General features: G+C 58.0%; 12 protein-coding genes and 1 pseudogene. 4 read left to right on the forward strand and 9 right to left on the reverse strand.

Features of this window, described 5'->3' with window-relative positions; genetic code table 11:
- Window positions 1-817: 817 nt before the first annotated feature.
- Window positions 818-1942 carry a CaiB/BaiF CoA transferase family protein gene (locus tag CUR85_RS02750; protein ID WP_276153568.1) on the reverse strand — a complete coding sequence of 375 codons (1125 nt, stop codon included), beginning with the start codon at window positions 1940-1942 and terminating at the stop codon, window positions 818-820.
- A 168-nt stretch (window positions 1943-2110) separates the two neighbouring features.
- Here CUR85_RS02750 and CUR85_RS02755 point away from each other — a divergent pair, with 168 nt between their 5' ends.
- Complete coding sequence (locus tag CUR85_RS02755; protein ID WP_276153569.1) at window positions 2111-2926, forward strand: HpcH/HpaI aldolase/citrate lyase family protein; 816 nt, start codon at window positions 2111-2113, stop codon at window positions 2924-2926.
- Window positions 2923-4413 (forward strand): fumarate hydratase, encoded by a 1491-nt coding sequence (locus CUR85_RS02760; protein WP_276153570.1) that lies wholly within the window; start codon window positions 2923-2925, stop codon window positions 4411-4413. The genes CUR85_RS02755 and CUR85_RS02760 overlap by 4 nt, the downstream gene beginning before the upstream one ends.
- A 24-nt stretch (window positions 4414-4437) precedes the next feature.
- On the opposite strand, the gene CUR85_RS02765 is transcribed toward CUR85_RS02760, so the two are convergent.
- From CUR85_RS02765 to CUR85_RS02800, 8 genes and pseudogenes are all read right to left on the reverse strand, one after another.
- Complete coding sequence (locus CUR85_RS02765) at window positions 4438-5187, reverse strand: SDR family oxidoreductase (protein ID WP_276153571.1); 750 nt, start codon at window positions 5185-5187, stop codon at window positions 4438-4440.
- A gap of 10 nt (window positions 5188-5197) precedes the next feature.
- Window positions 5198-6648: pseudogene (locus CUR85_RS02770) on the reverse strand (aldehyde dehydrogenase family protein).
- Entirely contained in the window at window positions 6648-7328 is a 681-nt protein-coding gene (locus CUR85_RS02775) for an ABC transporter ATP-binding protein (protein WP_276153572.1), read from the reverse strand. Before CUR85_RS02775 ends, CUR85_RS02770 begins: the two are co-directional and overlap by 1 nt.
- Window positions 7328-8074: an ABC transporter ATP-binding protein gene (locus CUR85_RS02780; protein WP_276153573.1), complete on the reverse strand. Its 747-nt coding sequence runs from the start codon at window positions 8072-8074 to the stop codon at window positions 7328-7330. The genes CUR85_RS02775 and CUR85_RS02780 overlap by 1 nt, the downstream gene beginning before the upstream one ends.
- Window positions 8071-9027, reverse strand: coding sequence for a branched-chain amino acid ABC transporter permease (locus tag CUR85_RS02785; RefSeq protein WP_276153574.1), 957 nt, complete (start codon window positions 9025-9027; stop codon window positions 8071-8073). The genes CUR85_RS02780 and CUR85_RS02785 overlap by 4 nt, the downstream gene beginning before the upstream one ends.
- Before the next feature lie 13 nt (window positions 9028-9040).
- Window positions 9041-9946: a branched-chain amino acid ABC transporter permease gene (locus tag CUR85_RS02790; RefSeq protein ID WP_276153575.1), complete on the reverse strand. Its 906-nt coding sequence runs from the start codon at window positions 9944-9946 to the stop codon at window positions 9041-9043.
- 132 nt (window positions 9947-10078) lie between these two features.
- Window positions 10079-11365 carry an ABC transporter substrate-binding protein gene (locus CUR85_RS02795; protein WP_280321489.1) on the reverse strand — a complete coding sequence of 429 codons (1287 nt, stop codon included), beginning with the start codon at window positions 11363-11365 and terminating at the stop codon, window positions 10079-10081.
- A gap of 64 nt (window positions 11366-11429) precedes the next feature.
- The gene (locus CUR85_RS02800) at window positions 11430-12392 is read right to left on the reverse strand and encodes a cyclase family protein (protein ID WP_276153577.1); all 963 of its coding nucleotides are present in this window, start codon (window positions 12390-12392) and stop codon (window positions 11430-11432) included.
- A gap of 203 nt (window positions 12393-12595) precedes the next feature.
- Here CUR85_RS02800 and CUR85_RS02805 point away from each other — a divergent pair, with 203 nt between their 5' ends.
- On the forward strand, window positions 12596-13132 hold the full coding sequence (locus tag CUR85_RS02805) for an alcohol dehydrogenase catalytic domain-containing protein (RefSeq protein WP_280321491.1): 537 nt from the start codon (window positions 12596-12598) through the stop codon (window positions 13130-13132).
- Window positions 13054-13719 (forward strand): zinc-binding dehydrogenase, encoded by a 666-nt coding sequence (locus tag CUR85_RS02810; protein ID WP_280321494.1) that lies wholly within the window; start codon window positions 13054-13056, stop codon window positions 13717-13719. Before CUR85_RS02805 ends, CUR85_RS02810 begins: the two co-directional genes overlap by 79 nt.
- Window positions 13720-13757 lie beyond the last annotated feature (38 nt).

Genomic DNA, 13757 nt, shown 5'->3' on the forward strand with positions numbered 1-13757 from the left:
GTGCCCGTCCTGCACCCTGACTTTTGTCTTTGTCGTGAAGACAATATTAGAGATAACGACGAAATTTTCTATCCCGCCGCCATCTGGTTTATGTGGATAAACTTTCTGCCCGCAGAGAATTTAACTACAACACATTGATATTGTTAAATTATTTTTCAGGACCCCATTCAAGCCGACCGTTGGTTCCGGTGAATGAAAATCCCACATTTCCCACAACTCCCACCGGAAAGACCGGGTGATAAGCCTCGTGAAGGCTTCAACCTGTAGAGCAAAAGACAGCGGCTATCCCGGCTAAATGTGGGAATGTGGGAAGCGATCCGTGCAGAACGTGCCGCTCGCGATCCTAGCAATCCCCCGGTCAATGCATTTTTCGAGTGAAGTTTCGGTTGGGCAGTTGCCATGAAGGAAGCGTGCATCAAAGCGGATCGGAGGTCGCGAGATGGACGCAGCGCCGGAATCCGTCCGACGTGACATCCTGAAACCCGAGTCCAGACGGATGTCCAACTCCACGCTTCGCTAGTGTTTCCGCGACCATGCACTAACATTCAGACTGGACTACCCAATGGGGGTACACCACCAGACAGATGTTTCTCTGGAGATACCATTAGTGGCTGCCCTTGCCTATGTATCATGGCTGGGCAGTAGGTCAGAACTACTGGACGATCATTCCATATCAGCGGCGCCGAGCCATTGAGCGTTGCTCGCGAATGCTGCATGAAGCAGTTTTCGAATCGCAATTTTCGTTTTTGCCACGCGGCCTTCAATCCGCAAGTTTCTGGCGTGCTACAGTAAGCTACACTGTGCTAGCTACCCTAATTCACTCGGTAAATTCCACCCGCACCGCATCTGTATGCTGGCCGAGCGCGGGCACGTCGCCTAGTTCAGGTACTTGACCGTCGGACACCGCACCGGGTGCAAGCATCTTAATCGGTCCTGTGGGACTGCCCACTTCAACAAAGCGGATTTGCGGATGCGCGGCCAGATCGTCCATCGTACTGACCCGCCCGTAGGCGATGCGCGCAGCCTCCAATTTGGCCACCATCTGATCGCGGGGCACTTGTTCGAATACCCGGCGAATGATCGCGTCCAGCTCGGCGCGATGCGCAACCCTATGAGAATTACTATTAAAGCGCGGATCCTGCGGTAGGTCCGCCAGCCCTAGAATGTCGGCACAGAAAACACGCCATTCTCGCTCGTTCTGAATGGAGAATAGCACATCTTTGCCGTCCGCGAGCGTGTAGGCCCCGTAGGGCGCGATAGTCGGATGGTTCAGACCGCTGCGCACAGGCTCCTTGCTGCCATAGACGTATTGAAGATAGGGCACGTTCATCCAGTCAGTCAGCGCATGAAACAACGATATCGACAAGTGCCGACCTTGCCCCGTGACGCCGCGCCCGATCAAGGCTTGGAGCACCGCCTGATAGGCCGTCATGCCCGCTGCTATATCACAGACCGACACCCCCACACGGGTTAGCCCGTCCTTGGTGCCGGTGATCTGGGACAGTCCGCTTTCAGCCTGCACCAGAAGGTCGTAGGCCTTAAGGTCTTTCAGCGGCCCCTCTTCGCCATAGCCCGAGATCGCCACCGTGATCAGGCGCGGATACCGTTTGCGCAGTACGGCCTGATCAAAGCCAAGACGGGCGATAGCGCCCGGCGCAAGATTCTGAATAAATACATCAGCGTCGGCCAGCATGCGATCCATCAGCGCCTTGTCATCGGCGTCGCAAAGATCGAGACAAACTGACTCCTTGCCACGATTAAGCCAGACAAAATAGGCGCTTTCGCCATGTACCAAATGATCATAGCCGCGAGCGAAATCGCCCTCGGGGCGCTCAACCTTGATGACACGCGCACCCGCCTCCGCAAGACGACTTGACGCATAAGGCGCGGCGACGGCCTGTTCGACCGAAACCACCAAAAGCCCATCCAGATCACCCGCCATTTTGTCGTCCTCTTCTTCATTCAGCGCGATGATGCCTGAATATACGCGCGCCCGGAAATAGCCGAAAGGCGGGGGGGGCATAGGAGAGAGCTATACCTTGCAGGTCTAGCGGCGAAACCGCCGACCCGTTAGCCTACAGCGGTCAATCCTGATACCGGAGTGCCTCAGATGCCCGCGCCGATCGACCGTATAAACTTGCCCCTCTTTGTCCCTGCCGACCGCCCCGATCGCTTCGCCAAGGCCGCTGTCGCAGGCCCGGATGCGGTGCTCGTCGATCTGGAGGACGCGGTCGCCCCCATGGCACGCACGTCGGCCCGCGCAAATCTGACCGAGGCGCTGATTGCCATTGACGCCCCTATCTTTCTTCGCATCAACGCCGCCGGAACCGAATGGTTCGATGCCGATCTTGCCGCGGCTGCCACGTTGCCCCTTGCCGCCGTGGTGCTGGCGAAGGCTGAATCAGCCGACGCCTGCGCCCATGTCGCGCGTAAGACGGAAATGCCGGTGATCGCGTTGATCGAAACGGCGCGCGGGGTCGCCTCGTTGACCGAGATCGCGAGCGCATCTGCGCGTATGGCCTTTGGGTCAATCGATTATGCCGCCGATCTGGGGATGGGACACACGCGCAACTCGCTAATGGCAGCGCGATCCGCGCTGGTGCTGGCCGCTCGGGTGGCGGGCCAGCCTGCCCCGCTGGACGGCGTCACTACCGCCACCCGAGACGACGTCCTGATTGAGGCGGACTGCCGCCACGCGGTTGAAATGGGGTTGACGGGCAAGCTGATCATCCACCCCGCGCAGCTTGCCCCGGCGCGGCGCGGCTTTGCGCCCTCTGATGATGAAGTGGCATGGGCCCGCCGGGTTGTCGCAGCGGCAATAGAAGCTAACGGCAGTGCAGCGGCACAACTGGGTGGCGCCATGATCGACGCTCCGGTCATTATCCGTGCGCAGCAGATCCTGGCCCGAAGCGAACTTGCCGCATGAGCGCGCGCATTCTGGAGGCCGATCTGATTACTAGCATCACTGATGCGCTTCAGTATATCTCATACTATCACCCGCCCGATTTTATCACCGCCATGGCCGACGCCTACACCCGCGAACAAAGCCCGTCCGCCAAGGCCGCAATCGCGCAAATCCTGATCAATTCGCGGATGTGCGCCACAGGGCATCGCCCAATTTGTCAGGATACCGGCATCGCCAATGTCTTTGTCGAGATCGGCGTCGAGGCGCGTACCAACTGGACGCGCCCGCTACAGGATATGATCGACGACGCCGTGCGCGCCGCGTGGCGTGTCGAGACGAACCCCTTGCGCGCATCCGTCATCGTTGATCCGCTGGAGGCTCGGCGCAATAGCGGCGACAATACCCCCGCTATGGTGCAGGTCCAGATGGTCGAGGGCGACGCTGTGCATGTCACCGTCTCAGCCAAGGGCGGCGGCTCGGAAAACAAGACTCAGTTCGCGGTGCTGAACCCTTCGGCCAGCGTAGGGGACTGGGTCGTGGACCGTGTCGCGCAAATGGGCGCGGGCTGGTGCCCACCGGGGATTCTAGGCATCGGAGTCGGCGGCAGCGTGGACAAGGCGATGACAATTGCTAAGGCCGCGCTGAACGAGCCGATTGACATCACAGAGCTACGCGAACGTGGGCCATCGACGCGGACCGAGGAAATGCGGCTAGAGATACTGAACCGCGTCAACGCGCTGGGCATTGGCGCGCAGGGTTTGGGCGGTCTCACCACCGTGCTGGACGTCAAGATCGCGACTTATCCCACCCATGCTGCTTCGATGCCCGTCGCGTTGATCCCCAACTGCGCCGCCACCCGGCATGTTGATTTTACGCTGACCGGCGATGGTCCTGCCCTGTTTACTCCGCCGGATTTGTCGCTGTGGCCACAGATCGACGGCCAGGGGCCGGTCGGGCGGCGATTGTCGCTCGACGATCTAAGCGAAGATGTGCTGGCAGAATTGAAGTCCGGCGAGACGCTCTTGCTGTCAGGCACGCTTTATACGGGTCGCGATGCCGCGCATAAACGCATGGTTGACACCTTGCGCGCAGGTGGCGACCTTCCCCTCGACCTAAATGGGCGTGCGCTGTACTATGTGGGTCCTGTCGATGCCATCCCCGGCGAAATCATCGGCCCCGCCGGTCCCACCACATCGACCCGCATGGACGAATTCACCGACGAAGTGCTGGCCGCGACCGGCCTCAAGATCATGATCGGCAAGGCGGAACGCGGAGCCGAGGCGATAGAAGCAATTCGCCGTCACGGCGCGGTCTACATGATTGCCGTGGGCGGCGCGGCCTATCTAGTGGCCCAGTCGATCAAGGCGGCGCGCGTTGTGGCGTATGACGATTTAGGAATGGAAGCGATCCGCGAGTTCACGGTTTTGGACATGCCGGTGACCGTTGCCGTCGACAAAACCGGCACCTCAATTCATGAGACAGGCCCGCGTCAATGGACGCGGGCCTGAATGTAGACCTAGATAGGATGGAAATTAGATGGTCCGTCCGCCATCAACCTCCAGCACAACGCCTGTGATGAAATCGGCATCACCCGATGCAAGATAAAGCGTTGCATTGGCGATATCACGCGCCTCTGACAGACGCCCCATCGGCACGGTAGCGATGAATTTTTTACGATTTTCAGGCGTGTCTTCCATACCCATGAACTGCTCCAGCAGACCGGTGGCGCCCATGACGGGCGCCACGCAATTGACGCGGATGTTATCCGGTGCCAGTTCCACCGCCAGCGATTTGGTCATCAGATTGACCGCGCCTTTGGATGAATTGTACCACGTCAAGCCGGGGCGCGGGCGGATGCCCGCGACTGAGCCGATATTGATCATTACACCGCCGTTTTGGCTACGCCATACCGGCACGCAGGCCTTGGTCATGTGGAAAATCGACAGGACGTTGATGTCATAAATCTTTCGGAATGTCGCCTCGTCCGTCTCCATCAGCGGGCTGTTCTTGTTGGTCCATCCCGCGTTGTTGATCACGATATCCAGCTGCCCGAACGCCTCGGTTGTTTGCTTGACTGCCGCCGCCACCTGCGCGCCGTCCGCCACGTCGCAGCCGATCGCGATAGCCCCATCGCCCAGACTGGCGGCAACATCACGCGCGCCTCGCTCGTTCAGGTCAACGATAGCAACCTTGGCGCCCTCGGCCACAAACAGTTCGGCAATCCCCTTGCCAAAACCCGACGCAGCACCCGTTACCAGCGCTACTTTACCTAAAAGTTTCATCGTTCTATCCTTAGTCGTGTTTATTAATGATCGTTTTGATCTGTGAAAACTCCAGCAGCGCCGCGAACCCTTTCTCGCGGCCATGCCCGGATTTGCGCACACCCCCAAACGGCAGTTCGATACCGCCGCCCGCGCCGAAACCATTGATATAGACCTGACCGCCGCGCAGCTTTTTGGCGACACGCTGTTGACGCGCGCCTTCGCGGGTCCAGACTGATGCCATCAGGCCATATTCCGTATCGTTGGCGATGCGGATCGCGTCCGCCTCATCCTTGAACGTCATTACGCACAGAACGGGGCCGAACACCTCTTCTTGCCCGATCTTGGATTGCGGATCGACCGGTCCGAACAACGCGGGAGCCACGTAATATCCCCCTTGGGCGCCCCTTCCCGCACCGTGCCTCGTGCGATTAGCGGAGCGTCGGCACCCTCGATATAGGCCTCGACCCGCTTTTTCTGCTTAGCCGAGATGACGGGGCCAAGGGCTGCCTCTTCCGAGACGTCGGACGCTACTAACGCTTCGAAACGGTCTTTCAGGCCTGCGACAACTTTGTCGTAGACGCCTTCCTGAACCAAAATGCGCGACCCGGCCGAGCAGGTCTGCCCCGCGTTGGCGATGATCCCGCCCACAAGAAACGGCAGTGCCGCATCTATATCAGCATCCTCAAATACGATTTGCGGAGATTTGCCGCCCAGTTCTAGCGTGCAAGGGATATAGTTTTTAGCAGCGGCGATCTGGATCATCTGGCCCACTTCCGGCGAGCCGGTAAAGGCGATGAAATCCACGCCGGGGTGCTCGGACAGGGCCCTGCCCGCCACGTCGCCACGCCCAGTGACCACATTAATCGCACCATCCGGGAAGCCGACTTCACCCGCCAGCTCTGCCAAGCGCAGGCAAGTCAGGCACGCATCTTCAGCTGGTTTCAAGACAGTGGAATTGCCTATCGCCAGCGCAGGCGCTAGCGCACGGGCAAACATCTGCGACGGATAGTTCCACGGGATAATGCAGGCGATTACGCCATAAGGCTCACGTGTGACCTGAACGTTGTAGCCCTTCATGAACGGGATCACCTCGCCGTGAACCTTGTCGGCCGCGCCGCCGTAGAATTCGAAATAACGCGCGCACGCTGCCATATCGGCGCGCGCCTGTTTCAACGGCTTACCATTGTCGCGGGATTCCAACTGTGCCAGCGACTCGGCCTCTTCCAGTATGCGGAGGCTGAACTTCAGCATTAGACGCCCGCGCTCGGCAGCCGTAAGCTGACCCCAGGCGCCAGTGTCAAACGCCTCGCGGGCCGCCATGACGGCCGCGTCCACATCGTTTGGCTGCGCAGCTGCAATGGTCGTGAAAACCTCGCCGTCCAAGGGCGAGCGCACATCCATTTCGTCGCCTGATGCGGCCGGCACCCATTTGCCTGCAATAAGGTTCAGCGGTTTGGGTAGGCAGATTTCGGTCGGCATCATGCTGTCTCCTTCTTTTCGTCAAGCGACCCTTCTGCGACCGCGCCCCGTTCGATGACAAAGGTCAGGCTAGCAAAGCCGCGCAACAGGGACGGATTCGATTCAGTAATAATTAGCGTTACGTTCGGATCTGTATCGCGCAGGTCTCGCAGCGCGTCCGCATAGCGTTTGGCCAATGCGGGCGCGAGCCCCTGAAAAGGTTCATCCAGCATGATTAGTTTCGTGCCCAGCATCAGCGCCCGCCCAAGCGCCACCATCTTGCCCTGCCCGCCGGACACGTTCCCGGCGGGACGATCTCCCATTACCTTTAGTTCCGGCAGAATGTGGTAAACGCGATCAAGGCGCGATTGAGTGGTTTGCGCATCCAGCTTGGCGACTTGCGCAGGCAGCAGGATGTTTTCTTCGACCGTAAAGGCCGAAAACAGACGCCGATCCTCGGGCGCATAGCCGATACCAAGGGCAGGACGTTTGGCTGGTGCAATGTCGGTAATGTTCTGCCCGTCAAAACGAATTTCGCCGATAACATTAGTGAATCCCATGACCGAGCGCAGCAGTGTCGTCTTGCCCGCGCCGTTGCGGCCAATCAGAGCAACGGTGCCAGAGGCCGGTATAGTGAAATTCAGACCGCGCAAAATGGGGATTTTTCCGATTGACGCATTAGCATTATGAAAACTTAACATTAGACAACCTCCCCGATCACATCACGGATCACATCGGGGTGCTCCAACACTTCGGCAGGCGATCCGCGCATTTCGATCTTACCCATGTTCCACACGGCAACCTCGTCGGCATACTGCTCGACGATGCCCATATCATGCTCGACAAACACGGCGGTGACTTCTGCCTCGCTCAAGGCATTTACTAGAATTTCCATCACCTCGAACTTCTCAGAGCTGGCGACGCCGGATGTCGGCTCGTCCATCAACAGCAGCTTGGGCTTCAGGGCCAAGGCCACAGCAATGTCAATCAGCTTGCGCTGACCCTCCGACAACTCATCCACCTGACGGTGTGCAACATCGGTACAATTAATCATGTCCAAAAGGTGCATCATCTCGGACCGCTGGCGCGTGTCTTTCAACGCGCGGATCGGATTGCGGAGCTGGTCACGCGCAGCGGCAGCAATGAGTAGATTTTCCAGCGCTGTATGTTCGGTGAACAACTGAGGAATTTGAAATGCGCGCGCAACACCGCGCCGCGTAATCTGTCGAGGCGACAAGGGTGTAACGTCGTAACCTTCGAAATACACTTTGCCCTTGGCCGGTTTCAGCCAGCCAGTGCAAATGTTCAAAAAGGTAGTCTTGCCCGCGCCGTTGGGTCCGATGATGGCAAGGTTCTTGCCCGCGTCGATCTGCAACGAGATATTGTCGGCGGCTACGACCCCGCCAAAGCGGATTTCCAACCCTTTGGTTTCAAGTAGATGGGTCATTCGCCATCCTCCTTCGTTCCAGCGATGCGGTCGATCAAACTGTTATAGATTCCGGCGATGCCGCCCGGCGCAAAGAGAATGATGATCAGTAGGAAACCACCCAGCACCATCTGCCATACATCCCCCGCAAAGGCCGAGGCATAGGTCCGCACGATTTCATAAATCGCAGCCCCTACCAAGGCCCCCGGCACCGATCCGGCGCCACCGAGGACGGCAATGAACACCATCTCGCCCGAGCGGATCCAATAGGCGTATTCCGGCGTCACAACACCCTGAACCAACCCCATCAAAATGCCGCCGGTGCCGCATAGCATGGCAGACAGCACATACCCATTCATCATTACGCGTTGAGGTGACATGCCCAGATATTGCAAACGTGTTTCGTTCGTTTTGAGGGTGCGGAACAGCTGTCCGGCGGGTGACTCCAGCCAGCGCATCGAAAACCAGCCAAGGCCAATCGCCAGCGCTAGCGAAAGGTAGAACATAAGAAGCTCATATGCGCCACGCTCCATTTCGAACCAGAAAACGGTGGGACGTGGCAAACGCATTCCGTCCGCGCCGCCGGTGTAGTGGTAGAACTTTTCCAGGATCGACCAGAAGATCATGGAAAATGCGAGGTTGAGCATCGCAAAGAAGATAAAGCGATAGCGTGCCACGAATAGGCCCACAAGAATGCCCGACAGAACCGCCGCCAGCACGCCCAACAAGAAAACGACAATCAGATCGGCACCGGGCATGAGCATGAGGGTAAACGCGCCGCCATATGCCGCGATCGCAAAAAACAGCGCATGACCGAATGATACCTGACCGCTGCGTAACAGGACGGTGATGCCCATGACGGCGATGCCCTTGGCCAGCGCCAGCGTCAGCAGCACCTGCAATGTCTGCGCCACGAACGGAACCAGTGCCAGCAGGAGCAGCAAGATTGCGGGGATAATGATACGGATTGACATTATCTAGCTCCCTTCAAATCTTGCGAGCCGAAGGGCTGCCAAACAGCCCCTCGGGGCGAACCAGCAGCACGGCAACCATAATTAAATATGGAACCAGCACCTGCGTCTCGGGCCATACATAGACGGCGAAAGAGCGGCCGAGACCAATCAGCAGTGCAGTCAGCGCCGCGCCTTCAATTTGGCCTAGTCCGGCGGTTGCGACCACCGCAAAGCTAAGCACGATCATATCCGCGCCGATCCCCGGCAGAATGGAAGTGGTCGGCGAAGCCAGCGCCCCACCGAGGCCTGCAAGGCCCGCGCCCACGATAAAGGTCAGAAGAAACACCTTATCGGCGTCAATGCCGATCGCCTGCGCAGCTTCGCGGTCCTCTGTCGTGGCCAAAATCAGCTTGCCTGCCACCGTGCGGCGCAGGAAAAAGCGGAGCCCCAAAAGAAGGGCGATCGCGACCATAGGCAGCAAGATTAGCTGATAAACTGTGTAGTTGACCGAAAACGCCCGGACATTCCCCATCAGTTGTAGCGCGGTCGATTGAAATATCGGCTGCGTGCCCCAAATCAGACGCTGAACATCTTCGAGGATCATGAAGATCGCGAAGGTAACCAACAGTTGTAGCACTTCGGGTTTGTGATAAATGCGCCTAAGCAGCAGCCACTCCAGTGGGCCTCCCAGTACTACGCCGATCAGGACGGCCGAGACCAGCATGCAAGGAAACGCAAAGATTGGCGGCAACCCAGCCGCAAGAACGAATGTAGTTAGCGAGGCCGTCAGATAAGCGCCCATCGCATACAGCGAGCCATGCGCGACATTGAGAATTCGCATTACGCCAAAGATCAGCGTCAAGCCGACGGCAACAATAAAGACGAGAGCGGCATAGGCGATACCGTCGAACAAAGCGAGCAGGAACAGGGTTAGGTTCATTGGGGTCCACACTGTTTGGGGCGGAGTTTGTACGGCAGTAATCGGGTAGACACCGCCAAAAAGATGAGATCGAAGACAAGGGTAAACGGGGCCATCGACTGGCGAGGGCCCCGTCTCCGAACAAATCCGAGATCAGTTCCCGAATGTTTCTACGGTTAGGCTATCGGCCCAACCCGGCTGAAGGGTGCCAACCCAAGCGACCGACTCCTCGCCCACGGGTGTCGTCAGTTCCGCACCGTCAAAGATCATCATGTTCTCAAGCGTTGCAAAAGGAAGGTCGCCGTTTTGAACCGACGTGCCCATCAACTGTGCCTCAATGCCCTGATGATCCTCACGCAGCGTCACCGGACGACCCAGACCCTGGAATTCCAACCCGGCCATCGCCTCAATCACCTGATCCTCATTGGGCCAGTTGCCGCCATTCGCCTCGGCAGCCTTGTCATAGGCGGCTTGAATTGCGGCCATACCTTGGCTCATATGAAAAACAGGGTAGATCGCCTTTGCACCGGTCTTCTCTTCGAATTTCGTCATAAACGCTTGGAAGTCAGCGTCGCCGCGACGTTCGGGGTGATCCCAATAGTGATCGCCACGCGCACCAACGATATGGCCGGCAGGAAGGGCCGATCCAAGACGCTCAAGCGAACTTTCGGCCAGCGGCAGAACGAATGTCGATGTATTCGTCAGACCCCGCTGCGAAGCTTGCTGAACGAATGTGTCCAGATCGCCGCCCCAACTTGTCGACAGGATAACATCAGGCTGAAGGGCTTGAAGGCGCGAGATTTCAGTCGAAAAGTCAGCCGAGCCGAACTTGGGAAAGAACTCACCGACTACTTCGACATCGGGACGCAGGGCCGTTAGTGCAGCACTGAAGATATCCCAGCTGTCACGGCCCCAAGCATAGTCCTGATTTACAACTGCGATAGTTTTAAAGTCAGGCTTTGTCTTGAGCAGATAGGCGACTGCGGCGAGCATTTCGGTACCGGCATGCGCACCCGAACGGAACACGTATTTATAGTCGTCTTCTTCAAAGATTTTTTGCGTACCGCAATCCCACATGATGTTGATGACTTTGAGATCTTCAGCCAGCGGTGCAAGTGTTTTACAGTTGCCCGACGAAATCGCCGCGAGCATGACATCGGCTCCACCTTCGACAATACGGCGGTATTCGGACGTCAGAACCTCGGTGCCCGCGCCCTCATCAATGAAGGTCAATTCAACAGGAACCCCCTGAATACCACCCGCGGCATTGATGTCCTCGACCAGAATTTCGGCCGCTGCTTTAGCTGGCACGCCAAAAACTGAAGCGGGACCGGTCAGAAAGGACGTAACGCCAACCTGTATTTTCTCGGGCTTATCCTGCGCAAATGCCGCAAGCGGCAGCAGAGCACTAGCTGCTGTAGCCATAACTAGTTTTTTCATTGATTTCTCTCCCCTTCTTTTGTTTTGGACCGCCTTGGCCTGACCAGTGCGGTCCGATGGCCGATCAGCGGATGGCGATCGGATTGATAATCATTTGAACAGCACCCTGGATGCGGGCCTGACCCATTACGAATAGAAATTCATGGACCCCGTCTGCAGCCAGTTCGCGGGTGTCCATATTCTCTAAGATATAGATTCCATGTTCGGGTTGCAGGATCTGGTGCGCGCGAAAGGCCTCCCCTTCTTTTTCGGCTGGCACAACCTCCATGCCCCAGGTGTCTGCGCCAACGGCCATAACGCCGAGCGAAGCAAGATATTCCGCACCGCTGACACCAAGACCTGGCTCGGCACTGCCAAACCGCGCGGGATCGGCATCATCTCCGTCCAGCAGGTTCATCCAGTTGGAATTGAAAAGTACGATATCACCCTCTCCGATGCTCACACCCTGCGCCTCGGCGGCGGCCTTTACGTCTTCCTCAGTATAGGGCGTGCCAGAAGCGACCATTTCCACATCAAAATGCTTGGCCATGTCCAGCATGACACCGCGCCCTACAAGGCCCGGCAATTTTTCCAGACCCAGCTTGCTTAGACCTGCGGCCCCGGCAAACTCATCGTCGGTATGGCCGTTGTAATACATGTGGTCGACGCCTGCGTGGCCCAAACCGTCAATCTGCGAACCGATGCCTAACCAGCCCATGAAAATGTCATCGTTGTAAGTGAAGGCATTTTCGCCCAAGCCGCTGGTCGACACCTGATTGGGCTGGAGCACCGTGACCGATAGCGAGCGCGGCGCAAACGCGGGAGTATCGGGGCCAACGACCATGCCAAGACTATAGACCTTCCCCGTTGTCACGAGCTCCGCTGCAGATTTGACCCGTTCAGGCGTCATAGTGTTGGCGGCACCCAACTCATCCTCCGCGCCCCACGGCGATTCAGTCCAATCAGGTTTGGTATTGTCTTGCGCAACAGCAGCCGCACCGACGCAGCTGATCATCGCCGCAAGGGCGGTTGTTCGTGTAAAAGACATAGTCTTGCCTCCTCCCAAAGTGTGACTGAGGGAAGCATATGCGTCATCGCGAGGGGATCGCTAATAGTTTGTACCTTTACTGGTTAAAGCCAATGCCTATCCCTTGTGGCGCACAAGTCTCTTCTGCATTAAGCTTAACAAGTGCAAAACTAATTGGTTGGCCAACAGAGGCGCGCATGGCGCGATATTGGGGAAAGGTTACTATGAAAATCACAGCAGCCGTGCTGATACGCGAGGGAACTACCGAAAATTTTGCCGTCGAGGCCCCTCTGGAGGTGCGCGAGGTCGATCTTGCACCGCCAGGCCGGGGCGAGGTTCTGATCCGCGTCGGCGCGGCCGGCGTCTGTCATTCGGACCTATCGGTCATTAACGGTACCCGCCTGCGCCCCCTGCCGATGGTTCTGGGCCACGAGGCCTCAGGCTATGTCGAGCAGCTCGGCGAAGGCGTCGATGACCTGAAGGTCGGCGATCATGTCGCATGCATTTTCGCACCCGGCTGTCGTCAATGTACCCCCTGCGCGGAGGGCCGCCCCGCTCTATGCGAGCGCGCTGCCAGGCATCATGGCGTTGGCGAACTGATGACCGGTGCGCGGCGGCTGTCAATGGGGGCCAACCGATCAATCACCACGTCGGCGTTTCCGCCTTTGCCAGCCACGCAGTGTTGGACCGTCGCTCGCTGGTCAAGGTCGACCACGATGTTCCAACCTACGTTTCGGCCCTGTTTTCCTGTGCAATGCTGACCGGTGCGGGCGCTGTGTTCAACACCGCACGCATCTTACCGGGCCAGACAGTGGCCGTGATCGGTCTAGGCGGCGTCGGTCTCTCGGCTGTCCTTGGTGCCGCAGCGGCAGGCGCGGGTCGGGTCGTCGCGATTGATCCGTTGGAATCTAAAATGGAAGCGGCGCGCAGCATGGGCGCAACCGATTGCATTAAGGCGGACGGCGACACCATTCAGGCAGTGCGCGATTTGACCAATGGCGGCGTTGATTGCGCCATCGAACTAGCCGGTTCCGTCAAGGCGCTGGAGACAGCGTATGAAATAACCCGCCGCGGAGGCCTGACCGTCACCGCCGGACTCCCCGATCCCAACCAGCACATGGCCCTACCTGCGCTGAAACTGGTCGCCGAGGAACGAACCCTGAAGGGCAGCTATATCGGATCGTGCGTACCGCAGCGCGATCTGCCCCGCATGTTCGCTCTGTATAAACAGGGCAAACTGCCGGTCGAAAAAATGCTCAGCCACCGGGTACGCCTAGATGATATCAACTTGGCTATGGACCGTCTAAACGATGGCACTGCGATCCGCCAGATTGTAGATTTTGACTGAGGGTTCTCCGGACTAAATCTTGACTAGTTCTTAGGCCT

The sequence above is a fragment of the Sulfitobacter faviae genome, from assembly GCF_029870955.1.
Taxonomy (GTDB): domain Bacteria; phylum Pseudomonadota; class Alphaproteobacteria; order Rhodobacterales; family Rhodobacteraceae; genus Sulfitobacter; species Sulfitobacter faviae.